This is a genomic window from Streptomyces lienomycini, assembly GCF_027947595.1.
GTDB classification, from domain to species: Bacteria; Actinomycetota; Actinomycetes; order Streptomycetales; family Streptomycetaceae; genus Streptomyces; species Streptomyces lienomycini.
In genome coordinates this window covers 1,302,553-1,324,306 of record NZ_CP116257.1, presented here as the reverse complement: position 1 = coordinate 1,324,306, position 21,754 = coordinate 1,302,553, and the positions used below count along the sequence as shown (strand labels likewise).

The 21,754-nt window shown below is 71.3% G+C and carries 23 protein-coding genes; 10 read left to right on the top strand and 13 right to left on the bottom strand.

The window, feature by feature from the left end:
* The first annotated feature begins 27 nt into the window (after positions 1-27).
* On the top strand, positions 28-657 hold the full coding sequence (locus BJ961_RS06295) for a CGNR zinc finger domain-containing protein (protein ID WP_271320316.1): 630 nt from the start codon (positions 28-30) through the stop codon (positions 655-657).
* On the opposite strand, the gene sodX is transcribed toward BJ961_RS06295, so the two are convergent.
* Positions 561-998, bottom strand: coding sequence for a nickel-type superoxide dismutase maturation protease (gene sodX / locus BJ961_RS06290; protein WP_271320315.1), 438 nt, complete (start codon positions 996-998; stop codon positions 561-563). The two genes, BJ961_RS06295 and sodX, sit on opposite strands and share 97 nt — an antisense overlap.
* 145 nt (positions 999-1,143) lie before the next feature.
* On the opposite strand from sodX, the gene sodN reads away from it, so the two are divergent.
* Complete coding sequence (gene sodN / locus BJ961_RS06285; RefSeq protein WP_003973716.1) at positions 1,144-1,539, top strand: superoxide dismutase, Ni; 396 nt, start codon at positions 1,144-1,146, stop codon at positions 1,537-1,539.
* Positions 1,540-1,647: 108 nt separating this feature from the next.
* Here the strand turns inward: sodN and BJ961_RS06280 are convergent, their stop codons facing one another.
* The 5 genes from BJ961_RS06280 to BJ961_RS06260 all read right to left on the bottom strand — a co-directional run bounded on the left by BJ961_RS06280 (position 1,648) and on the right by BJ961_RS06260 (position 6,052).
* On the bottom strand, positions 1,648-1,860 hold the full coding sequence (locus BJ961_RS06280; RefSeq protein ID WP_271320314.1) for a hypothetical protein: 213 nt from the start codon (positions 1,858-1,860) through the stop codon (positions 1,648-1,650).
* A gap of 26 nt (positions 1,861-1,886) precedes the next feature.
* Complete coding sequence (locus BJ961_RS06275; protein WP_271320313.1) at positions 1,887-2,471, bottom strand: dihydrofolate reductase family protein; 585 nt, start codon at positions 2,469-2,471, stop codon at positions 1,887-1,889.
* 69 nt (positions 2,472-2,540) lie between these two features.
* On the bottom strand, positions 2,541-3,134 hold the full coding sequence (locus tag BJ961_RS06270) for a GNAT family N-acetyltransferase (RefSeq protein ID WP_271320312.1): 594 nt from the start codon (positions 3,132-3,134) through the stop codon (positions 2,541-2,543).
* 265 nt (positions 3,135-3,399) lie between these two features.
* On the bottom strand, positions 3,400-4,560 hold the full coding sequence (locus BJ961_RS06265) for a family 2 encapsulin nanocompartment cargo protein polyprenyl transferase (RefSeq protein ID WP_271320311.1): 1,161 nt from the start codon (positions 4,558-4,560) through the stop codon (positions 3,400-3,402).
* 85 nt (positions 4,561-4,645) lie between these two features.
* Positions 4,646-6,052 carry a family 2B encapsulin nanocompartment shell protein gene (locus tag BJ961_RS06260; protein WP_271320310.1) on the bottom strand — a complete coding sequence of 469 codons (1,407 nt, stop codon included), beginning with the start codon at positions 6,050-6,052 and terminating at the stop codon, positions 4,646-4,648.
* A gap of 349 nt (positions 6,053-6,401) precedes the next feature.
* On the opposite strand from BJ961_RS06260, the gene BJ961_RS06255 reads away from it, so the two are divergent.
* Both BJ961_RS06255 and BJ961_RS06250 read left to right on the top strand, forming a co-directional pair.
* Positions 6,402-6,980, top strand: a complete 579-nt coding sequence (locus BJ961_RS06255; protein ID WP_271416978.1) for an N-acetylmuramoyl-L-alanine amidase — start codon at positions 6,402-6,404, stop codon at positions 6,978-6,980.
* Positions 6,981-7,034: 54 nt separating this feature from the next.
* Positions 7,035-7,943, top strand: a complete 909-nt coding sequence (locus BJ961_RS06250; protein ID WP_271320309.1) for a 1-aminocyclopropane-1-carboxylate deaminase/D-cysteine desulfhydrase — start codon at positions 7,035-7,037, stop codon at positions 7,941-7,943.
* Between the two features lie 43 nt (positions 7,944-7,986).
* Here BJ961_RS06250 and BJ961_RS06245 read toward each other — a convergent pair whose 3' ends face one another.
* A complete protein-coding gene (locus BJ961_RS06245; protein ID WP_271320308.1) occupies positions 7,987-9,579 on the bottom strand; it encodes a Na+/H+ antiporter in 1,593 nt (530 codons plus the stop codon).
* A gap of 63 nt (positions 9,580-9,642) precedes the next feature.
* On the opposite strand from BJ961_RS06245, the gene BJ961_RS06240 reads away from it, so the two are divergent.
* The 3 genes from BJ961_RS06240 to BJ961_RS06230 all read left to right on the top strand — a co-directional run bounded on the left by BJ961_RS06240 (position 9,643) and on the right by BJ961_RS06230 (position 11,649).
* On the top strand, positions 9,643-9,903 hold the full coding sequence (locus BJ961_RS06240) for a UBP-type zinc finger domain-containing protein (protein ID WP_271320307.1): 261 nt from the start codon (positions 9,643-9,645) through the stop codon (positions 9,901-9,903).
* Between the two features lie 250 nt (positions 9,904-10,153).
* Positions 10,154-10,567, top strand: a complete 414-nt coding sequence (locus BJ961_RS06235; RefSeq protein WP_006136266.1) for an ATP-binding protein — start codon at positions 10,154-10,156, stop codon at positions 10,565-10,567.
* Positions 10,564-11,649, top strand: a complete 1,086-nt coding sequence (locus BJ961_RS06230; protein ID WP_381157586.1) for an RNA polymerase sigma factor SigF — start codon at positions 10,564-10,566, stop codon at positions 11,647-11,649. The genes BJ961_RS06235 and BJ961_RS06230 overlap by 4 nt, the downstream gene beginning before the upstream one ends.
* Positions 11,650-11,697: 48 nt before the next feature.
* On the opposite strand, the gene BJ961_RS06225 is transcribed toward BJ961_RS06230, so the two are convergent.
* On the bottom strand, positions 11,698-12,156 hold the full coding sequence (locus BJ961_RS06225; RefSeq protein WP_271320305.1) for a hypothetical protein: 459 nt from the start codon (positions 12,154-12,156) through the stop codon (positions 11,698-11,700).
* Between the two features lie 147 nt (positions 12,157-12,303).
* Here BJ961_RS06225 and BJ961_RS06220 point away from each other — a divergent pair, with 147 nt between their 5' ends.
* Together BJ961_RS06220 and BJ961_RS06215 are read left to right on the top strand one after the other, a co-directional pair.
* Positions 12,304-13,272: a diacylglycerol/lipid kinase family protein gene (locus BJ961_RS06220; protein ID WP_271320304.1), complete on the top strand. Its 969-nt coding sequence runs from the start codon at positions 12,304-12,306 to the stop codon at positions 13,270-13,272.
* A gap of 319 nt (positions 13,273-13,591) precedes the next feature.
* Entirely contained in the window at positions 13,592-13,849 is a 258-nt protein-coding gene (locus BJ961_RS06215) for a WhiB family transcriptional regulator (RefSeq protein WP_003973730.1), read from the top strand.
* Between the two features lie 221 nt (positions 13,850-14,070).
* Here BJ961_RS06215 and BJ961_RS06210 read toward each other — a convergent pair whose 3' ends face one another.
* Entirely contained in the window at positions 14,071-15,546 is a 1,476-nt protein-coding gene (locus BJ961_RS06210) for a sensor histidine kinase (protein WP_271320302.1), read from the bottom strand.
* A gap of 551 nt (positions 15,547-16,097) precedes the next feature.
* Here BJ961_RS06210 and nagB point away from each other — a divergent pair.
* Positions 16,098-16,883 carry a glucosamine-6-phosphate deaminase gene (gene nagB, locus BJ961_RS06205; RefSeq protein ID WP_271320301.1) on the top strand — a complete coding sequence of 262 codons (786 nt, stop codon included), beginning with the start codon at positions 16,098-16,100 and terminating at the stop codon, positions 16,881-16,883.
* 178 nt (positions 16,884-17,061) lie between these two features.
* Here nagB and BJ961_RS06200 read toward each other — a convergent pair whose 3' ends face one another.
* The 4 genes from BJ961_RS06200 to dasA form a co-directional block, all read right to left on the bottom strand.
* Complete coding sequence (locus tag BJ961_RS06200; RefSeq protein WP_271320300.1) at positions 17,062-18,552, bottom strand: glycoside hydrolase family 3 protein; 1,491 nt, start codon at positions 18,550-18,552, stop codon at positions 17,062-17,064.
* An 8-nt stretch (positions 18,553-18,560) separates the two neighbouring features.
* Entirely contained in the window at positions 18,561-19,391 is an 831-nt protein-coding gene (locus BJ961_RS06195; protein WP_271320299.1) for a carbohydrate ABC transporter permease, read from the bottom strand.
* A complete protein-coding gene (locus tag BJ961_RS06190; RefSeq protein ID WP_271320298.1) occupies positions 19,388-20,374 on the bottom strand; it encodes a carbohydrate ABC transporter permease in 987 nt (328 codons plus the stop codon). The genes BJ961_RS06195 and BJ961_RS06190 overlap by 4 nt, the downstream gene beginning before the upstream one ends.
* A gap of 87 nt (positions 20,375-20,461) precedes the next feature.
* On the bottom strand, positions 20,462-21,739 hold the full coding sequence (dasA, locus tag BJ961_RS06185; protein WP_271320297.1) for a N,N'-diacetylchitobiose ABC transporter substrate-binding protein DasA: 1,278 nt from the start codon (positions 21,737-21,739) through the stop codon (positions 20,462-20,464).
* Between the last annotated feature and the right edge of the window lie 15 nt (positions 21,740-21,754).

Genomic DNA, 21,754 nt, shown 5'->3' with positions numbered 1-21,754 from the left:
CATAGAGCCCCTTCGTAAGGACTACAAGTGGAACTGGCCTATTACTCGGACTACGCCGTACGTCTCGTCAACACCGAGGAACCGTCCCGGGGACAGGACTCCCTGACCTCGGTGGAGGCCGTCCGTGAACTGTTCGGCGCCAACCAGTCGGCGGCCCGGCGCGCGGCCGAGGCCGACGTGACACGGTTCCGCTCGGTCCGGGGGCGGCTGCGCGCGGTCTTCGAGGCGGCCGACGGCGGCGACGAGACCCTCGCCGTGGATCTGCTGAACTCACTGCTCCTGGAGTTCCCGGTGAGCCCGCAGATCTCCGGCCACGACCACCGCGCGGACGACGGCAGCCCGCTGTGGCACATGCACCTGGCGGACCACCCTTCCAACGCGACCGCCGGTTTCGCGGCCATCGCGGCGATGGGCCTGGCCTTCCACCTCACCGAGTACGGCGTGGACCGGCTGGGCCTGTGCGAGGCGGCACCCTGCCGCAACGCCTACCTGGACACCTCCACCAACCGCTCCCGCCGCTACTGCTCCGACCGCTGCGCCACCCGCGCCAACGTGGCGGCCTACCGCGCCCGCAAGCGCCTGGAGGCGGACCGGTCGGCCAGCACCGGCCTGACCGCCGACAGCGCCCAGCGCACCACGGCGAACGGCGAGCGCTGACCCGGCCGCGGCGGCCGGTACCTGAACCGCACCCGGCCCAGTACGAGGTCCTGCGGGACGACGCCGTAGTCGGTGCTGTCCCCGCCCGCGAACGCGTTGTCCCCGAGCACCCACCAGCCGGCCCCGCGCCGCTCGGCCGCCCGCTTGACCACCAGCAGGTCCTGCTGGAAGGGGTGCCGCAGCACGACCACGTCACCCGGCCGGACCCGTGCCCCCCAGTGCACGAGCAGCACGTCCCCGTGGTGCAGCGTGGGCACCATGGACGGCCCGGTCACCTCGGCCGGCCCGAAGGGCAACGCCCCTCTGGCGCGCTCGGTCTCCTGCGACAGTTGCTCCGGCATCACCCGGCACCTCCCCGGTCTTTCCTCCACCAGTCTCAGTCTCACCCCGGACTTTTGTCCTAAGCCCATGGGGGCACCCGCGAAATCGGTCCTCCCAGGGAGTAATGTCCCCCCTGAGAAGACGATCACGAGGAAGGAACGCTTCATGCTTTCCCGCCTGTTTGCCCCCAAGGTCACGGTCAGCGCCCACTGCGACCTGCCCTGCGGCGTGTACGACCCTGCCCAGGCCCGCATCGAGGCGGAGTCGGTGAAGGCCGTCCAGGAGAAGATGGCCGGCAACGACGACCCGCACTTCCAGACGCGCGCCACGGTCATCAAGGAGCAGCGCGCCGAGCTCGCGAAGCACCACGTCTCCGTGCTGTGGAGCGACTACTTCAAGCCCCCGCACTTCGAGAAGTACCCGGAGCTGCACCAGCTGGTCAACGACACCCTGAAGGCCCTGTCGGCCGCCAAGGGCTCGAAGGACCCGGCGACCGGCCAGAAGGCCCTGGACTACATCGCCCAGATCGACAAGATCTTCTGGGAGACCAAGAAGGCTTGACGACCCGTCAGTATCCAGGGCCGGCGATCGGTGCACCATCGCAGGCCCCAGGAGCGCCCGAAGGGGCCCGGCCGCCATCCTGGCCGGGCCCCTTCGGTATCCCCGATGTCAGGGGTTGTCCGTGGTCGCTCCCCGGGAGGGCTCCGCCGTCGCGGGCCGCGCCTCGGCTCCGGCGCTCCGGCCGGTGGAGGCCTCGCACCGCGGGTTGCGGCACGGGCCGGGAACCCATGTCGGGACCCATGCGCCCAGCGTCTTGTACCGCCGGACGACCGCTTCCACTGGCTGTCCGCAGACGGGACAGTCGTACCTGTCGCTGTCCATACCCCCAGGCTAGAACAGGTTACGGCTCAGCGCTTGCGCTGGTACGACCGCACCACGACACCGTTGCCGAAGGTCCGCACCCGGTCCGCCGTGAACTCGGAGACCTCGAAACCGGAGGCGAACATCGGCATCCCTGAGCCGATCACCACCGGGTACGTCTTGATGACCAGCTCGTCGACCTCGACGAGCAGCTCTCCGGCGACGGTGGCTCCGCCGCACAGGTAGATGTCCAGTCCGCTCCGCTCCGCCTTCAGCTCGCGCACCCTGCCGACCAGGTCGGTCGAGATGATCTCGACGTTCGGGTCGGGCGACTCGGTGAGGGTGCGGGAGGCGACGTACTCGCGCAGGTGGGCGTAGGGGCTGGTGACGCCCTCCTTCAGGGCCAGGTCGTAGCTGGCCCTGCCCTGGACGACCGTGTCGAACCGCTTGTTGGGCAGGTCGTCGAGGCCGAGCGCCCGGCGGCCGTGGGTGGCCATCGTCTCCGGGTACTCCTCCTTCAGGAACCCGAGGAACTCCTCGTCGATGAACGGGTACATGAACGACGCGTCGCCGTCCGGACCGCCGATGAAGCCGTCGATGGAGCAGGCGATGAAGTACGTGAGCTTGCGCAAACCGGTCCCTCTCGTTTGACCACTACGGCGACAGTACTTCACTCGTAGTGGTTTGGGTACCGGTTATGTTCAAGGGCGCGGTTCGCGCCACATCGGCCACATGCGGGGGCCGTCCGGCAGCTCCAGGGCCCGGCCGGTGAACTCGAAGCCGAGGCGCTCGTACAGGACCCGGCCGCGGGCACTGCTGGCTTCGAGGTAGGCGGGCAGCCCCTCGCGGTCGCAGCGGCCGAGGGCCCGCTCGATCAGGGCGGTGCCCAGCCCCTCGCCCTGCCGCCCCGGGGCCACGCCGATCATCCACAGGTACGCGTGGGCCCGCCCGGCGGGATGGATGTCCTCCGTCAGGCGCGCTATCAGCTCGACGCGCTCGTTGCCCGGGTCGACGGCCTCGCGCACCTGTGCCGGACCGTCCTCATCACCGGCCTGCGCCTCCGCCGGGACGGGCAGCCACAGTGCGCACGCCGCGCCGTCCTCGGTGAGGTCGACCCGGCCCCCGGCGAACACGGCGTCGGCGAAGGCGGCCATGAGCCGGTGGTGGGTGCGCCGGCGGTACTCCTCGCCGGGGAAGACCCAACTGCTCACCGGATCGTCCTGGAAGGCCTCGTCCAGCAGCCGGACCACCAGATCCCGGTCACCCTCGCCCGCCGTCCGGATCAGCACACCCATGCCCCGCTCCCAGGAGTCAACATCGCTCGCGCGTACGGCGGTTGAGACTAACGGGTGAAAGCGGCGGCCGCCGGACCCTCACGACGGACGCGTGCCGCGGGCGGGCGGGTGAAGGAGGCGGGCCCCGCACACCGTGGGGAAGTGCGGGACCCGCCGGACCGGAGCCGTCGGCGGTGCGGCCGTACGTCGGTCAGGTGCCGTACGGCCCTGCACGGGCTCCGGGGTCTTGCGCGGCCGGCCCGGCCACAAGGCGCCGGGCCGGCCCTCAGGTGCTGCGCCGGGTCACGAACTCGGCCAGGGCGAGCAGGCCCCCCGCCGCCTCCGGCTCGGGCACGGCACGGGCCAGCTCCTGCATGGCTCTCGCCATCCGGTCGGCCGCCTGGGCCTGCGCCCAGTCCCGGCCCCCGGCCCGCTCCACGATCAGGGCGGTGCGCCGCAGGTCCTCCTTGTGCTCGTCGTACGGCGCCGCGTACAACTCGGCGAGTTCGGTGGCGGCCGGGGTACCGGAGGTCAGGGCGGCGACCACCGGCAGCGACTTCTTGCGTGCGGCCAGGTCCGCACCGGCCGGCTTGCCGGTCCGGCGCGGGTCGCCCCATATGCCGATGACGTCGTCGATGAGCTGGAAGGCCAGCCCCGCCTCCCGGCCGAAGGCGTCCAGGGCCTCGACGTCCTCCTCGGCGGCCCCGGCGTACAGGGCCCCGACGGCACAGGCGCATCCCAGCAGGGCACCCGTCTTGGCCTCGGCCATGGTGAGCGTCTCCGCGAGGGTGACCTCGCCCGGCGGGCGCCGTTCCATGGCCGTGTCCGCGTGCTGGCCCTCGCACAACTCCATGACGCAGTCGGCGACCCGGGCGGCCGCCGCCGCGGACGCCGGGTGCGGGTCCACGGCGAGCATCCGCAGGGCGAGCGCCTGGAGGGCGTCCCCGGCGAGGATCGCGTCGGCGTCCCCGAACACGGCCCACGCCGTGGGCCGGTGGCGCCGGGTGGCGTCCCGGTCCATCACGTCGTCGTGCAGCAGGGTGAAGTTGTGGACCAGTTCCACCGCCGCCGCGGCCCGGAGCACCGCCGCCCGCGCCACGGGTCCGCCGAGCGCGGTCGCCGCCGTGAGGACGAGTGCGGGACGGATCGCCTTGCCCGCGTTGTCCGCCGCGGGCGTGCCGTCCGCGTGCTGCCAGCCGAAGTGGTAGAGCGCGACCCGCCGCATCGCGTCGGGCAGGGTCCCGATGGCGGCGCGCAGTTCGGGGTCGACCGACGCCCGGGACTCCCTCAGGAGCACCGCCGCCTCGTGCCCTTCGGCCACCCCCGTCCCCTGGCCCTCGGACGACTCCCCCGGTTCTCCGTCCCGCTGTGTGGCGATGGGCCCGTGCCTCTCAGGCGTTCCGCTGGGACGGCGCGTCGCGACGGCGCCGCGCCCGGTCTCCGTCATGGACTCACCTTCCCCATGGGCCCGTCCGTACCCCCGGGGTGTACCCGCCCGAGAGGGCGGGGACACGGAGTCCGGGAGAGTGACGTCACCGCCAGCGGCCGATCTCGACGTTCTCCATGACGCCGAGCGCGTCCGGCACGAGGACGGCGGCCGAGTAGTAGGCCGTGACCAGGTACTTGATGATGGCCTGCTCGTTGATGCCCATGAAGCGCACCGACAGACTCGGCTCGATCTCGTCCGGGATGCCGGTGGCCCGCAGGCCGATGACGCCCTGGTCCTGCTCCCCGGTACGCATCGCGATGATCGAGGTGGTGCGGGCGTCGGTGACCGGGATCTTGTTACACGGGTAGATGGGCACACCGCGCCAGGTCGGGATGCGGTTCCCGGCGATGTCGATCGTCTCGGGGACGAGTCCGCGCTTGTTCAGCTCGCGGCCGATGGCGGCGATGGCGCGCGGGTGGGCGAGCAGGAGCTTGGTGCCGCGCCGGCGGCTCAGCAGTTCGTCCAGGTCGTCCGGGCCGGGCACGCCGTCGTGGGGCTGGATGCGCTGGTCGTACTCGCAGTTGTGGAGCAGGCCGAACTCGCGGTTGTTGACGAGTTCGTGCTCCTGACGCTCCTTCAGCGCCTCGACCGTCAGCCGGATCTGCTGCTCGGTCTGGTTCATCGGCTGGTTGTACAGGTCGGCCACGCGCGAGTGGATGCGCAGCACGGTCTGGGCGACGCTCAGTTCGTACTCACGGGGCCGGGCATCGTAGTCGACGAAGGTATGCGGGATGTCCGGCTCGCCGCTGTGGCCGGCGGAGAGGTCGATCGCCTTCTCGCCGTGCCTGTTGGTGTTCTGCTCCGGGATCGAGCGCCGCTGCTCCAGGTGCTCGCGCAGGGAGTCCGACCGCTCCGCGACCTGCTCCACCTCCTGGCGGGGCAGCACCAGGACCGTGCAGGCCGTGACCGTGCGGGCGGTGTACTCCCAGATGGCGTCGCCGTCGAGCAGCGCCTGGTCCCCGAAGTAGGCGCCGTCGGCGAGCACGCCGAGCACCGCGTCGTCGCCGTAGGGGCCGCTGCCGATCTTCTCGACCTTGCCGTGCGCCAGCAGGTAGACCTCGTCGGCCCGGCCGCCGAAGGAGGCGATGACCTCGCCGGGGCCGAACTCGCGCTGCTCGCAGCGCTGCGCGAGCTCCGAGAGGACCTCGTCGTCCTCGTACGAACGCAGGGCCGGCAGCTCGCCCAGCTCCGCGGGGATGACCTCGACGCGGTCGCCGGTCTTCACGAACGTCACCCGGCCGTCGCCGACGGCGAAGGTCAGACGCCGGTTCACCCGGTACGTGCCGCCCTGGATGTCCACCCAGGGCAGCGAGCGCAGCAGCCAGCGCGAGCTGATCTCCTGCATCTGAGGAACGGACTTGGTGGTGGTGGCCAGGTTCCGCGCGGCCGCCGTGCCGAGGCTCTGCTGCGGCCTGGTCTGCTCGGTGCGGACCTCTTCGCCTACCGACATAAGGAATTGCCCTCCCGGTCATGCCGGACGATCGCGCCCGGCATCGATGTGCGTGCACCAGCCTTCCTCACGGAGCGTGCCGGTGCTATTACACGAAAGAGCGGGAATGGATCACGTACGGCCGGGGCAGGTATGGGGGCTTGCCCGAGCGGCTCGGCGACTTGCCCCTCCCGCCGGACTCAGCCGGGCCGGGACGGGGTGGCCGAAACGGATCGCACACGGACCGAACAGCGACCGAACCGGGCCCAACAAGCAATAGTGAGGGCTCCGTTTCGGTACAAGCACCGTACGAGGCGGTCGCGTCGGGCGGGCGTCGCGCAGCGTGAAGGAGCCGACCGTGGCCTCACCCATGTCCGCGAGCAGTTTCCTCAAGGCACTCAAGGCGGAGGGCCTGACCGTCGTCGAGGTCGGCGACTGGCGGGACCACAACCGCAACCACAAGGGCCACTGGGGTCCGGTGCACGGCGTGATGATCCACCACACGGTCACCAAGGGCAGCGCGCGGACGGTGGACATCTGCCGCGAGGGGCACGAGGACCTGCCGGGCCCGCTGTGCCACGGGGTGATCACCAAGGACGGCAAGGTCCACCTGGTCGGGTACGGCAGGGCCAACCACGCCGGCCTCGGCGACGACGACGTCCTGCGCGCGGTGATCGCCGAGAAGGCGCTGCCCCGGGACAACGAGGCGAACACCGACGGCAACCGGCACTTCTACGGCTTCGAGTGCGAGAACCTCGGCGACGGCGACGACCCCTGGCCGGCGGCGCAGCTGGAGGCGATCGAGCGGGCCGCCGCCGCGGTCTGCCGCCACCACGGGTGGAACGAGCGCTCCGTCATCGGCCATCTGGAGTGGCAGCCGGGGAAGTCGGACCCGCGCGGGTTCACGATGGCGTCGATGCGCCGGCGGATCCGGGACCGGCTGAAGTGAGGTGCCCGGCGCCGAAGTGAGGTGCCCGGCGCGCGGGGGCGTGACAATGGCACGGTGACCGGCACCGACACCCGCGCTTTCGCCGCCCTGCGGCCCCGGCTGCCCTCCCCGCTGCGGGAGGCGGCCGACGGGCGGTTCGCGCGGCACGGCGTCCGGCTGCTGCTCAAGCGGGACGACCTGATCCACCCGGAACTGGTCGGCAACAAGTGGCGCAAACTGGCGCCGAACCTCCTCGCGGCGGGGGGCCGCACCGTCGTCACGTTCGGCGGGGCCTACTCCAACCACCTGCGGGCCGCGGCCGCCGCGGGCCGGCTGCTCGGGCTGCCCACCGTGGGTGTGGTCCGCGGTCACGAGCTGGCCGGCCTGGCGCTCAACGCCTCGCTGGCCCGCTGCGCCGCCGACGGCATGCGGCTGCACTTCGTCGACCGCTCGACGTACCGCCGCAAGGCCGAACCGGAGACGCTGGCGGCGCTCCTGCGCGCGGTGGACGCCGAGGACGCGGTCGTCGTCCCCGAGGGCGGCAGCAACGCCGACGCCGTCCGCGGCTGCCGCGCCCTGGGCGAGGAACTGGGCGAGCACGCCGACGTGGCCGCAGTCGCCTGCGGCACCGGGGGCACGCTCGCCGGGCTGGCCGCGGGGCTCCCCACGGGGCGGCGTGCCCTCGGCATACCGGTCCTCAAGGGCGGCTTCCTGGACGGCGACATACGGCGCCTCCAGGAGCGCGCGTTCGGCGGGCCACGCGGCGCCTGGAGCCTCGACGACCGCTTCCACCACGGCGGCTACGCTCGCACGACGCCCGAGCTGGACGCCTTCGCCGAGGACTTCGAAGACCGGCACGGCCTCCCTGTGGAGCGCGTCTACGTCGCCAAGATGCTGTACGCCCTGCTCGCGCTCACCCAGGAGGGCGCCTTCCCGCGCGGGACGACCCTGGCGGCGGTCGTCACCGGCCGGCCCTTCCCCTGAGCGGGACGGGCCTCTCGCGCGGGCACGCGCGCTGAGGCCCCGCTCACGTCGTCTCCCGGTACGCCGCCGCCTCCTCCAGGTCCAGTCGCCGCAGCAGCGTCCGGAGCATCTCGTCGTCGATGTAGCGGCCGTCCCGCAGCCGTACGAAGACCTCACGCTCGGCGCCGATCATCTCCCGGGAGAGCCGCCGGTAGGTGTCGTCGACGGTCTCGCCGGTGACGGAGTTGACCTGCCCGAGCCGTTCCCAGACGGCGTTGCGGCGGCGTTCCATGACCGTGCGCAGGCGGTCGGCGAGCGGGCCCGGCAGGGCGTTGCGCTCGTCGGCGAGCAGGTCGTCCAGGCGCTGCTCGGCGACCCGCGAGGCCTGTGCCTGGGCGTTGGCCTCCGCCAGCGTCTCGGCCTGTACGTCGCGTGCGGGGAACTTCAGCAGGCGGATCAGCGGCGGCAGGGTGACGCCCTGGACGACCAGCGTGCCGATGACCGTGGTGAAGGTCAGGAACAGGATGAGGTTGCGCTCGGGGAAGGGCTCGCCGCCGTGCACGGTGAGCGGGATGGAGAAGGCGATGGCCAGGGAGACCACGCCGCGCATCCCGGCCCAGCCGATCACGAACGGGCCCTTCCAGGAGAGGGGGCCTTCGCGTGCGCGTACGCGGGCCGACAGCCGGGGCAGGAAGGTCGCCGGGTACACCCACACGAACCTCGCCACGGCGACCACCAGGAAGACGGCGACCGCGTACCAGGCGGCGTCCAGGCCCTGGTACTCCCCCAGGCCCTTGAGGACGACGGGCAGCTGGAGTCCGATCAGGGCGAACACGGCCGACTCCAGGACGAACGCGACCATCTTCCACACCGCCTCCTCCTGGAGCCGGGTGGCGAAATCGACCTCCCACGCGCGGTGGCCGAGGTGGAGCGCGACGACGACCACCGCGAGCACCCCGGAGGCGTGCACCTGCTCGGCGACCGCGTAGGCGACGAACGGGATCAGCAGGGAGAGCGTGTTCTGCAGCAGCGCCTCCCTCAGGTGGGTGCGCAGCCAGTGGAGCGGCACCATCAGCACCAGTCCCACGCCGACGCCGCCCACCGCCGCGATCAGGAACTCGCCGATCCCGCCGGCCCAGGTGGCGCCCTCGCCGACGGCCGCCGCGAGCGCCACCTTGAAGGCGGTGATGGCGGTGGCGTCGTTCACCAGGGACTCGCCCTGGAGGATCGTGGTGATCCGGGAGGGCAGCCCCACCCGGCGTGCCACGGCGGTGGCCGCGACGGCGTCCGGGGGCGCCACGACCGCGCCCAGCACCAGCGCCGCGGTCAGCGGCAGGCCCGGCACGACGAGGTACGCGGCGCAGCCGACGACGAAGGTGGCGAACAGGACGTAGCCCACGGACAGCAGCGCCACGGGCCGGGTCTGCGCCCGCAGGTCCAGGTAGGAGCTGTCCGAGGCGGCCGTGTACAGCAGCGGGGGCAGCAGCAGCGGCAGGACGACGTGCGGGTCGAGGGTGTAGTCGGGCACCCCGGGGACGTAGCTCACCGCCAGACCCACCGCGACCAGGAGCAGGGGTACCGGAACGGGCACCCGCCGTCCCGCCCCGGCCACCGCGGCGCTGCCCGCCACCAGCAACAGCAGCGGCATCACGTCCATCGCGCCCGCCCGCCCCTCGTTTTCCCGCGCGGTCGTCCGCGCACCCGTCGTAACCTGGCAATCATGAAACAGTGCACGCACGCCGACGCGCTGCCGCACCCGGAACCGGAGCCGTGCGGCGAGACCTGTCCGGAGTGTCTGGCCGAGGGCACGGACCCGGTGCAGTTGCGGCTGTGCCTCGTCTGCGGCCACGTCGGCTGCTGCGACTCCTCGCCGAGGCAGCACGCGACGGCGCACCACAAGGAGACCGGTCACCCGGTGATGCGCACCTTCGAGCCCGGGGAGAGCTGGCGCTGGTGCTTCGTCGATCACGTCCTGGTGTGACCTCTGCCCGGGACGGTTCGACCGTCTGACGTCTGGGTACGTCAACCCGGCGCGCGCTCTTCCGATTTGGGCCCGCCCACCCCCTAGCCACTGTGCGTGTTCGCGTGTTTACTATGAGTGACAGCACGGGGTTGGGGTCTCGGGGACAGGAAACTTCGGAGCGCGATAACGTCACCGCTGAACCACGTATCGCGTTACCCCGAGGGGCGAACCTCGGCCCTGTAACGCTTGTACCACCTTGGAGGTGAGGGTGTCCCAGATCGCAGGCGAGCCCGCGACCCAGGACTTCGTCGAAGTCCGGCTGCCGGCCGCGGGTGCCTACCTGTCGGTGCTGCGTACGGCGACGGCCGGCCTCGCAGCCCGTTTGGACTTCACCCTCGACGAGATCGAGGACCTGCGCATCGCAGTCGACGAGGCCTGCGCGATCCTGCTTCAGCAGGCCGTGCCCGGCTCGGTGCTCAGTTGTGTCTTCCGCCTCGTCGACGACTCGCTCGAGGTCACCGTCTCGGCGCCGACCACGGACGGCCACGCCCCTTCGCGGGACACCTTCGCCTGGACGGTGCTGTCCGCCCTCGCGGGCAAGGTCTCCTCCGCCGTGGACGAGGACAGAACCGTTTCGATCAGCCTCTACAAACAACGCGGCGCGGGACCCGGGCCGGCGTGAGGGACGGGGACGGGCCGGTGCGGGACGAAGAGCGCGGCACACGGGAGCTTCCGGCCGAGGGCACACGTTCTCCCAACGAGGCGCGACGCATGGCGGACGGCATCGACGGCATCCCCGAGCAGGCCCGGCCGCATCCGGAGGACGAGACCTCGCCCGAGGCCGTCGTGCCGGGCGACGGGCAGCGGGCCGGGGACACCCCCGTCCCGCCCGTCCGAGCGGAGGCGGGGGCTCGGGAAAGGGCGACGGGCGGGACGATGAGCGAGCACGAGCGACACTCCGAGGGCCACGCGCCGGGTGCGCGGGGCACGCAGGGCACCCGGCACGACCCGCAGGACCGCAGCGGTGCGCGCCTCCTGTTCGCCGAACTGCGCACCCTGACGAAGGACAGTCCCGAGTACGCGGAGTTGCGCAACCGGCTGGTCCGCATGCACCTGCCGCTCGTCGAGCATCTCGCGCGCCGCTTCCGCAACCGGGGCGAGCCCCTGGACGACCTCACCCAGGTCGCCACCATCGGGCTGATCAAGTCGGTCGACCGCTTCGACCCGGACCGCGGGGTGGAGTTCTCGACGTACGCGACGCCCACGGTCGTCGGCGAGATCAAGCGGCACTTCCGGGACAAGGGCTGGGCGGTGCGCGTCCCGCGCCGGCTCCAGGAGCTGCGGCTGGCCCTGACGACGGCCACGGCGGAGCTCTCCCAGCTGCACGGCCGCTCCCCCACGGTCCACGAGCTGGCCGAGAAGCTGGCGATCTCCGAGGAGGAGGTCCTGGAGGGCCTGGAGTCGGCCAACGCGTACTCCACGCTGTCCCTGGACGTCCCGGACACCGACGACGAGTCCCCGGCGGTCGCCGACACCCTCGGCGCCGAGGACGAGGCGCTGGAGGGCGTCGAGTACCGGGAGTCGCTCAAGCCGCTCCTGGAGGACCTGCCGCCGCGCGAGAAGCGGATCCTGCTGCTGCGCTTCTTCGGCAACATGACCCAGTCGCAGATCGCGCAGGAGGTCGGGATCTCGCAGATGCACGTGTCGCGTCTGCTGGCCCGCACCCTGGCGCAGCTGCGGGAGAAGCTGCTGGTCGAGGAGTAGCCGCCGGTACCCGTCACCGCGCGGAGCCGGGCAGCGGGCGGCTCCCGGCTACTTCCCGGCGCTGCCGGGCCCCCGGATCCCGAGGGCCTCGGTGGTCGTGGGGTTGACGAGCAGGACCAGCGCGGCGACGGCCATGACGCCGAGCACGGCGCCCGCCGGGACGGCCAGGCTGTCGGCCCGCAGCATGTTGTAGGCGACGGGCAGCGCCATGATCTGCGTGACCACGGCGGGCCCCCGGCTCCAGCCCCGCCGGTGCATCAGCCCGCGGGCGGCGAGCAGCGGCAGCAGGGCGAGGACGATCAGGGTGACGCCGCCGGTGAGGGCCGAGGTCCGGTCGTCGGGGTGCCCGGTGAGACCGCCCACGAGCATCCAGGCGCCGCCCACGACGAGCGCCAGGCCCTCCAGCGCGGCGAGCGCGGCCGCGGCGGTCAGCCGGCCCGGGCGGGGGCCCGCCTCCTCCGTGTCCGCGGAGGTGGGGGTGGGGGCGGGGGTCTGCTCACTGCTCACCCCTGAAGGGTAGCCCGCGGCGCACCCGCGCCCGCCAAGGTGTCTCCCGTACCACTCCGTATCAGCCCGTATCACGCGCGCGGTGTGCCGGTGGTGATCTTCACCTCGGTCTGGGCCGAGTACCACCCAGTAGGTACCCTGCAGACCATGCGTGCACTTCTCGTGGTCAATCCGGCGGCAACCACCACGAGCGCGCGCACGCGCGACGTGCTGATCCACGCGCTCGCGAGCGAGATGAAGCTGGAGGCGGTCACCACCGAGTACCGCGGCCACGCGCGCGACCTCGGCCGTCAGGCGGCGCGCAGCGACGACATCGACCTGGTGGTGGCCCTCGGCGGCGACGGGACGGTGAACGAGGTCGTCAACGGTCTGCTGCACGCGGGCCCCGACCCGGAGCACCTGCCCGGTCTCGCGGTGGTTCCCGGTGGTTCGACCAACGTCTTCGCCCGCGCGCTCGGCCTGCCCAACCACGCGGTGGAGGCCACCGGCGCCCTGCTGGACGCCCTGCGCGAGGGCAGCGAACGGACCGTCGGCCTCGGCCTGGCGTCGGGCACTCCGGGCACGGACGACGAGGCGGTCCCGGCGCGCTGGTTCACCTTCAACGCCGGACTGGGCTTCGACGCCGGCGTGGTCGGCCGCGTCGAACAGCACCGCGAGCGCGGCAGGAAGTCGACCCACGCGCTGTACGTCCGCCAGGTGCTGCGCCAGCTCGTCGGCGAGCCGCACCGCCGCAGCGGGACGATCACGCTGGAGCGGGCGGGCGAGGACCCGGTCACCGATCTGGTGCTGTCCATAGTCTCGAACACCTGCCCGTGGACGTTTCTCGGCAACCGCCCGATCTACGCGTCACCCGAGGCGTCGTTCGACACCGCGCTCGACGTCTTCGGACTCAGTCGGCTCTCGACGGCCGCGGTTGCCCGGTATGGCACCCAGTTGCTCACTTCGTCCCCCGAGCGCGGCCCGCGCGGCAGGCACGCGGTCTCCCTGCACGATCTGACCGAGTTCACCTTGCATTCGAAGGTGCCTCTGCCCCTTCAGATGGACGGTGACCACCTGGGGTTGCGCACCAGCGTGACGTTCACAGGCGTACGCCGTGCACTGCGTGTGATTGTGTGAGCAGAAGGGGCGAAAGTCCTTTCACTCGAACGTTTAGACCAGGGTCCACCCCATGGAAGTACGGCTGTGACCTAGTCGACACCGAAGAATCAAAAAAAACTTTCCGGAAGGGGTTGTATCCGCCGCCGAGGTTTGCGAGTCTCTTCTTGGCGATCGGGACAGCCCGCAGGACCGGCATCCACAGATCACCGGAACCCCTCTTCAAACACAGGACCACGTCAGGGAACCTGACGGTAGGCCCTTCCCTTGTTGAGGGATTCGTGAAAGCGTTCACATTCACAAGCATCCCAGCATGTAATACCAAGGAGAGGTAGCAGCCATGGACTGGCGTCACCGCGCCGTTTGCCGCGAGGAAGACCCCGAGCTCTTCTTCCCCATCGGCAACACCGGTCCCGCGCTGCTGCAGATCGAGGAAGCCAAGGCCGTCTGCCGTCGCTGCCCCGTCATGGAGCAGTGCCTGCAGTGGGCGCTCGAGTCCGGCCAGGACTCCGGCGTCTGGGGTGGTCTCAGCGAGGACGAGCGCCGCGCAATGAAGCGCCGTGCCGCCCGCAACCGGGCTCGTCAGGCCTCCGCCTGACAACCGACCCCTACTGACAGCCTCAGCTTGGCGGCGCGTACAGCGAGTACGCATCCCCCCGCTCCCGAGCCGCAGCGCGCAGTACCCCCGATGCGCATCGGACGATGCAACGCACGAGCACTGGCCTCGGACCTTCACCGGTCCGGGGCTTTTTGCTGTCCCGGGACCGTGCGCCCCGGCCCGTCCGGCCCCGCGCGGCGGCCTCCGCCTCCGCGTTGTCGCTACTTCGCGGCGGGCACGGGGATGTCGAGGATCACCCGGGTGCCGTGCCCGGGGGCCGGGACCATGTCGAAGGTGCCGCCCAACTCGCCCTCCACCAGGGTGCGCACGATCTGCAGGCCGAGGTTGCCGGAGCGGTGCGGGTCGAAGTCGTCGGGCAGACCGACGCCGTCGTCCTGGACGGTGACCAGGAGCCTGGCCTCCTTGGTCGTGCCGCCACGGACCGCCGAGACCTCGACCGTGCCGGTGTCGCTGTCCCGGAAGCCGTGCTCCAGGGCGTTCTGCAGCACCTCGGTCAGCACCATGGACAGCGGGGTGGCGACCTCGGCGTCGAGGATGCCGAAGCGTCCGGTGCGCCGGCCGGTGACCCTGCCCGGGGAGATCTCGGCCACCATGGCCAGCACCCGGTCGGCGATCTCGTCGAACTCCACGCGCTCGTCCAGGTTCTGGGAGAGCGTCTCGTGCACGATCGCGATCGAGCCCACCCGGCGCACGGCCTCCTCCAGCGCCTCGCGGCCCCGGTCGGACTCGATGCGCCGGGCCTGGAGGCGCAGCAGGGCGGCCACCGTCTGGAGGTTGTTCTTCACCCGGTGGTGGATCTCCCGGATGGTGGCGTCCTTGGTGATCAACTCGCGCTCACGGCGACGCAGTTCCGTCACGTCGCGCAGGAGCACCAGCGAACCGATGCGGGTGCCCTTGGGTTTGAGCGGGATGGCGCGGAACTGGATCACTCCGTCGTGCGCCTCGATCTCGAACTCGCGCGGCGCCCAGCCGCTGGCCACCTTGGCGAGGGCCTCGTCCACCGGGCCGCGGGAGGGGGCGAGTTCGGCGGTGGTCCGGCCCAGGTGGTGGCCGACCAGATCGGCGGCCAGACCCATGCGGTGGTAGGCCGACAGCGCGTTCGGGGAGGCGTACTGGACGATGCCGTCGCCGTCGACCCTGATCAGGCCGTCACCGACGCGGGGCGAGGCGTCCATGTCGACCTGCTGGTTCTCGAACGGGAAGGCGCCGGCCGCGATCATCTGGGCCAGGTCCGAGGCGCTCTGCAGATAGGTCAGCTCCAGGCGGCTCGGTGTACGCACGGTGAGCAGGTTGGTGTTGCGGGCGATGACGCCCAGGACGCGGCCCTGGCGGCGTACGGGGATGGACTCGACGCGGACCGGGACCTCCTCGCGCCACTCGGGGTCGCCCTCGCGCACGATGCGGCCCTCGTCCAGGGCGGCGTCCAGCATGGGCCGCCGGCCGCGCGGGACCAGGTGGCCGACCATGTCGTCCTGGTAGGAGGTGGGGCCGGTGTTGGGCCGCATCTGGGCGACGGAGACGTAGCGGGTGCCGTCGCGGGTGGGGACCCACAGGACCAGGTCGGCGAAGGAGAGGTCGGAGAGAAGCTGCCACTCCGAGACCAGCAGATGGAGCCACTCGAGATCGGAGTCGTCGAGTGCGGTGTGCTGGCGTACGAGTTCGTTCATGGAGGGCACGAGGCCGAGCGTACCTGGCGGTACGGACGGTGATCGAAACCAGTCGGCCTCCACAGCTCCCCCCGCCCCCGCCGCAGCGACCCCCCGGAAACACCCGCGGGCCGCGGCGCCTGAGAGGGACCCTCAGCCCTCCCGGCACCGCAGCCCGGAGCAACATCGGCCGTGGGGTGTGCGGTCCCGGTCGGCCGAAGGATGAGGAGCCGGGGCAGTCAGGGCAGAGAGCTCCGGTTCCTCGGTCCGTCCTCCTGTGCGGGGAGGACGGAAGCCAGACGATCACCTTGCGTGAGCGACACGGTCGGTGCCTTGATGACCATTGTGGACTAGACCACTAACCGTGTCCATGCGGTGGACGTTGTTTGTTGTCGGTGGTGGTGCCGGCCGCACGGGTGCGCCGGCAGCCGCCAGAAGCGTAACCCTGTTGGCCCACGCGCGGGGCCCAACCGGCGGACCGTTTCGGCGCGACCGCGGGGTCGCACTCTGTTAGATTGGTCTAAACCACATAGCCAGTCCCGGACCCCGGGTGAGTCCTCTCTTCGAAACGGCAGGCCAGCGTGGAAGTTGTCATCGTTCCCGATGCCAAGGCGGGCGGCGAACTCATAGCCGAGGCCATGGCACAGCTGCTCCGGCGCAAGCCCGAAGCCCTGCTCGGGGTGGCCACCGGCTCGACGCCGCTGCCCGTGTACGAGGCGCTGGCGGCCAAGGTGCGCTCGGGCGCCGTGGACACCGCGCGGGCGCGGATCGCCCAGCTCGACGAGTACGTGGGCCTGCCCGCGGAGCACCCGGAGTCGTACCGCTCGGTGCTGCGGCGCGAGGTGCTCGAGCCGCTGGGCGTCGGCATGGACGCGTTCATGGGTCCCGACGGCACGTCCGCCGACGTGCAGGGCGCCTGCGAGGCCTACGACCGGGCGCTGGGCGAGGCCGGCGGGGTCGACCTCCAGCTGCTGGGCATCGGCACCGACGGGCACATCGGTTTCAACGAACCGTGCTCCTCGCTCGCCTCCCGGACGCGGATCAAGACGCTGACCGAGCAGACCCGCGTCGACAACGCGCGCTTCTTCGACGGCGACATCGAGCAGGTGCCGCACCACGTGATCACGCAGGGCATCGGCACCATCCTGGAGGCCCGGCACGTGGTGCTGCTCGCCACCGGGGAGGGGAAGGCCGACGCGGTCGCCGCGAGCGTCGAGGGTCCGGTCGCGGCCGTCTGCCCGGCCTCCGCGCTGCAGCTGCACCCGCACGCCACGGTCGTCGTCGACGAGGCCGCCGCCGCCAAGCTGAAGCTCGCCGACTACTTCCGGCACACCTTCGCCCACAAGCCCGACTGGCAGGGCATCTGACCGTCCCGCCCGAGCCCGCGGGACGGAGCCGCCCGGCCTGACGTCCACGCACGAGGCGCCGGATCCCCGACGGGGGCCGGCGCCTTCGTCGTACCCGCACCCCGGGCCCCCGCACGCACGCCGAAGGCGCCGTCCCCTGGCGGGGGCCGGCGCCTTCGGTGTCCGGAACGGGTGGGCGTCAGACGCCCGCGACGGCCTCCGCCGCCGCCCGGCCGCAGACGCGGGCCGCGCCGTGGGTGGCCACGTGGAGGGCGCCGCGGGGCTCGGCGCGCGGGACGCCCATCTCGACGACGACCGTGTCGGGCCGGGCCGCCAGCAGCACGTCCAGGGCCGCCCCCATCCACGGGTGGCGGTGCTCGTCGCGGACGACGGCGACGATGCGGCGCGAGCCCGCCGCGGCCAGCGCCCCGGCCCCGGCGTCGGTGCCGCCGAAGCTGCCGGTCTCGGTGCCCGGGAGCAGGCGGACCAGCTCGGCGGCGACGCCCCAGGGGGTCTCGTCGCCGACCGCGATGTTCGCCACGGGGGAGAACGCGGCGACGTACGGCGGCTCGGTGAGCGGGGCGAAGTCCTCGGCGACGGTGACGCGCAGGGCACGGCGGGCCGCGCGCAGGCCCACGTCGCCGTCGGCGGTGTCCCCGTCCCGGCCGTCCGGACGGTGCGCCGCGGTCCAGCGGGCCAGCGCCCGGACCCGTTCCGCCGCGTCGGCCAGCCGCTCCTCGGGCAGCTCGCCCGCACGGACGGCCTCGACCAGCGCGTCGCTCAGCCGCCGTACGGTGCCCTCGTCGCAGAGGCCGCCGCCCACGCAGATCGCGTCGGCTCCGGCGGCGATGGCCATGGCGGTGCCGCGTTCGATGCCGTAGGTGCCGGCGATGGCCTTCATCTCGATGCCGTCGGTGACGATGAGCCCGTCGTAGCCCAGCTCGCCGCGGAGCAGGTCGGTCAGGATCCGGCGGGACAGCGTCGCGGGGCGGTCCGGGTCCAGGGCCGGGACCAGGATGTGGGCGCTCATCACCGCGCGGCTGCCGGCCGCGATGGCCGCCCGGAACGGGACCAGGTCGCGTTCGGCCAGCACCTCGGCGGAGACGTCGATGCGCGGCATGGCGTGGTGGGAGTCGACGCCCGTGTCGCCGTGCCCCGGGAAGTGCTTGGTGCAGGTGGCCACGCCGACGGACTGCATCCCGGTGACGTAGGCGGCGGTGTGCCGGGCGACCAGGTCGGTGTCGGCACCGAAGGCGCGTACGCCGATGACCGGGTTGTCCGGGTTGGAGTTCACGTCGGCGGACGGCGCCCAGTTGAAGTCGACGCCCGCGGCGGCGAGCCGTCGGCCCAGCTCGGCGGCGACCGCGCGGGTGAGCCCGACGTCGTCCACCGCGCCGAGGGCGTGGTTGCCGGGGAAGGAGGAGCCGGTACGCACCTCGAGCCGGGTGACGTCACCCCCCTCCTCGTCGATCGCGACCAGCACGTCCTCGTGCTCGGCGCGCAACTGCGCGGTCAGGGCGGCCACCTGCTCGGGCGAGGTGACGTTGCGGCCGAACAGGGCGACGGAGGCCAGTCCCTCGCCGAGGCGGCGCAGCAGCCAGTCGGGGGCGGTGGTGCCGGCGAAGCCGGGCTGGAGGACGGTGAGCGCGTCACGCGTGAGGGTGTCGGTGGCCCTGGCGATGGTCGTCATCGGTGGCGTTATCCCTTCACGGCGCCGGCGGTCAGGCCGCTGACGGCCTTGCGCTGGAGGTAGACGAAGAGGATCAGGATCGGGATGGCGAACAGGGAGGAGGCTGCCATGGTCGCCCCCCAGTTGTCCCCGAAGACGGTCTGGAAGCTGGTCAGCCACAGCGGCAGGGTCTGGGACTCCGCCTCCTTGTTGACGACCAGGACGAGGGGCAGCTCGTTCCAGGCGGTGATGAAGCCGAACATCGACGTGGACATCAGGCCGGGGGCGAGCAGCGGCAGGATGACGCGCCGGAACGCCTGCATGCGGGTGCAGCCGTCGACCATCGCCGACTCCTCCAGCTCCTTGGGCACGGCGGCGACGAAGCCGCGCAGCGTCAGGATGGTGAAGGGCAGGATCATCATCATGTAGAAGAGGGTGAGCGGCACCAGGCTGTTCAGCATCGACGCGTCGCGCACGATCATGTAGATCGCGATGACCATGACTTCCCAGGGCGCCATCTGGGCGAGCATGAAGCCGACGATGAAACCGCGCCGCCCCCTGAACCGCATCCGCGCCAGGGCGAAGGACCCGGCCAGCGCGATGACCAGGGAGAAGACGACCGCGAGGACCGTGACGATGAGCGAGTTGCTGACGTACGTCCAGAAGTGGTCGGCCTCGGTCGCGGTCTTGAAGTGCTCGAAGGTGATGTCGGTCGGGAACCAGACCGGGTCCTCGGAGATGATGTCACCGGTCGGCTTGAAGGCCGTGGAGAACATCCAGTAGACGGGGAAGACGAGGCCGACGAACAGGACGACGGCCGTGACGTTGGGCCACAGGCGGCCGTAGAGCGAGCGCTTCACAGCTCGTCCTCCTCTTGCTTGAGCACGATCCTGAGGTAGTAGGCGGTCAGGGCGAGCATGATCAGGATGGTGAGGACCGCGATCGCGGCGCCCATGCCGTAGTGCTGGTTGCCGACGCCCTCCACGTACGCGTAGACGGGCAGGATCTCGGTGAGCCGGTCGGGTCCGCCGCCGTTGAACGTGTAGACCTGAACGAACGCCTTGAAGATCCAGATGACTTCCAGGAACGTCGTCGCGTAGAGGAACGGACGCAGGAACGGCAGGGTCACCGAGGTGAAGCTGCGCCACATGCCGGCGCCGTCGAGGGCGGCGGCCTCGTACAGCTCGCCGGGGATGGTGGTCGTCGCCGCGTACAGGTTGATCGCGACGAACGGGACGGACATCCAGACGATCAGCACGGTGACGACGAAGAAGGTCGAGAACTGGCTGCCGGTCCAGCTGAAGTCGGCCATGGAGTGCCAGCCGAGCTTGTCGAGCACCCAGTTGACGACGCCGAAGCGCTGGGCGAAGAGCCACTGGTAGACGGTGGTCGCGGCGACCACCGGCATGGCCCACGCCAGCACCAGGCCGATCATCAGGACGAACCGCATCACCCTGCCGAGGCGGGCCAGGAGCAGGCCGATGAGGGCGCCCACCACCATCGTCAGGACGACGTTGACCGCGGTGAAGAGGATCGAGCGGAGGGTGACGCGCCAGAAGTCCTCGCCGGTGAGGACCTCCTTGTAGTTGTCGAAGCCGGTCCACTCGGTGACGTGCTGGATCAGCTGCGCCATGTTGAGGTTCTGGAAGGACAGCAGGAGGTCCTTCAGCAGCGGCCAGCCGAGCAGCAGCACGGTGGCCGCGGCGGCGGGCAGCAACAGCAGATACGGGCCCAGCGCGCGGGCACGCTTCGCGGCTCCCGCTCTCGGCCCGCCGGTTCCCCCACCGTCCGCCTTGCGGACGTCCGACGGGCCTGAGGGCGGCCGTTCGGTCTGCACGGTCATGCTCGCGGTCTCTCTCTTCTCGACCTGTTCGCCTCGACGCCGGGACGGGGGCCGCGTGTGCGGGCCCCCGCCCCGGCTCGCCCGGTGCTACTGCTGCTGCGCCAGGCGCTTGTTGAACTCGCCCTCGACCTGCTTGGCGGCCTCGGCCGGGGACTTCCCCTTCAGGACGGCCGTCAGGTACGTCTTGATCGGGTTCGGGTCGTTCTCGACCGCGGCCCACTCCGGGATCAGCGGTGTGGTGTCACCGGTCGCGGAGGCCGGCGCGGCGGCCTCGGCGGCGGCGTTGCCCTTCAGATTGCTCTGCAGGGCGTCCTTGTTCGGGATGACGCCGTTGGCCTTGGCGAGGGCACCTTCGAACTTGTCGGAGAGCGCGAGCTTCAGGAACTCCTTGGCCAGCTCCTGCTTCTTGCTGCCCGCGGCGACGGCCAGGTTGGAGCCGCCGAGGAAGACGCCCTCAGGCTTGTCCGCCGTGGCACCCGGGATGGTGAAGTAGCCGAGGTCCTTCTCGATCGCCGGGTTGGTGGTGATCGCCGTGGCGCCCTCCCAGCCCATGCCGATGAAGGAGCCCGTCTTGCCCTTGGCGAAGATCTCACCCTGCTGCGGGGTGGCCTCGTCCTTGTCCTTGGGGGCCTTGGACAGGGCCTGGAACTTCTTGTAGGTCTCGGTGGCCGCGGCGACCTTCGGGTCGTCCAGGTTGGAGACGTACTTGTCGCCGTCCTTCTTGACCAGCTCGGCGCCCTCGCCGATGACCAGGCCCACGAAGTGGTACCAGTTCTGGCCGGGCAGGTAGATCGGCTCGGCGTCGGTCTTCTCGCCGATCGTCTTGAGGTCGTTGTAGAACTCGTCGCGGGTCTTGGGCGTCTCCTTGATGCCCGCGTCCGCCCAGATCTTCTTGTTGTAGACGACCACGCGGTTGACCACGAACCACGGCGCCGCGTACTGCTTGCCGTCGAAGACGGCGGACTTGTTGAGGGACTCGGACCAGTCGGTGCCGATCTCGCCCTTCAGGTCGCTCAGGTCCGCGAGGCCGCCGGTCTTGGCGTAGGCCGGGGTCTGAGTGTTGCCGATCTCGAAGACGTCGGGCGGGTTCTCCTCGGAGAGAGCGGTGGTCAGCTTCTGCTGGATACCGTTCCACTTCTGGATCTCGAACTTGACCTTGGCCTTGGTCTTCGCCTCGAACTCCTTGGCGAGGTCCGCCTGCCAGTCGTCCGGCGAGGACCCGTCCATCACCCACACGGTGAGCGTCTCGCCGGCGTAGCCGTCGGCTCCGGCCTTCTTGCCGTCGTCGTCGCTGTCGCCGCCGCATGCCGCGATCGAGACCATCATGCCCGCGATACCGATCGCGGCTATCAGCTTGCGCTTCACGCCACCCTCCTCAGG

Coding starts and splice junctions, on each gene's coding strand:
- sodX (WP_271320315.1), bottom strand. CDS start 998: ATGCCGGAGCAACTGTCGCAGGAGACCGAGCGCGCCAGAGGGGCGTTG.
- sodN (WP_003973716.1), top strand. CDS start 1,144: ATGCTTTCCCGCCTGTTTGCCCCCAAGGTCACGGTCAGCGCCCACTGC.
- BJ961_RS06280 (WP_271320314.1), bottom strand. CDS start 1,860: ATGGACAGCGACAGGTACGACTGTCCCGTCTGCGGACAGCCAGTGGAA.
- BJ961_RS06270 (WP_271320312.1), bottom strand. CDS start 3,134: ATGGGTGTGCTGATCCGGACGGCGGGCGAGGGTGACCGGGATCTGGTG.
- BJ961_RS06265 (WP_271320311.1), bottom strand. CDS start 4,560: ATGACGGAGACCGGGCGCGGCGCCGTCGCGACGCGCCGTCCCAGCGGA.
- BJ961_RS06260 (WP_271320310.1), bottom strand. CDS start 6,052: ATGTCGGTAGGCGAAGAGGTCCGCACCGAGCAGACCAGGCCGCAGCAG.
- BJ961_RS06255 (WP_271416978.1), top strand. CDS start 6,402: ATGTCCGCGAGCAGTTTCCTCAAGGCACTCAAGGCGGAGGGCCTGACC.
- BJ961_RS06245 (WP_271320308.1), bottom strand. CDS start 9,579: ATGGACGTGATGCCGCTGCTGTTGCTGGTGGCGGGCAGCGCCGCGGTG.
- BJ961_RS06240 (WP_271320307.1), top strand. CDS start 9,643: ATGAAACAGTGCACGCACGCCGACGCGCTGCCGCACCCGGAACCGGAG.
- BJ961_RS06220 (WP_271320304.1), top strand. CDS start 12,304: ATGCGTGCACTTCTCGTGGTCAATCCGGCGGCAACCACCACGAGCGCG.
- BJ961_RS06215 (WP_003973730.1), top strand. CDS start 13,592: ATGGACTGGCGTCACCGCGCCGTTTGCCGCGAGGAAGACCCCGAGCTC.
- BJ961_RS06200 (WP_271320300.1), bottom strand. CDS start 18,552: ATGACGACCATCGCCAGGGCCACCGACACCCTCACGCGTGACGCGCTC.
- BJ961_RS06190 (WP_271320298.1), bottom strand. CDS start 20,374: ATGACCGTGCAGACCGAACGGCCGCCCTCAGGCCCGTCGGACGTCCGC.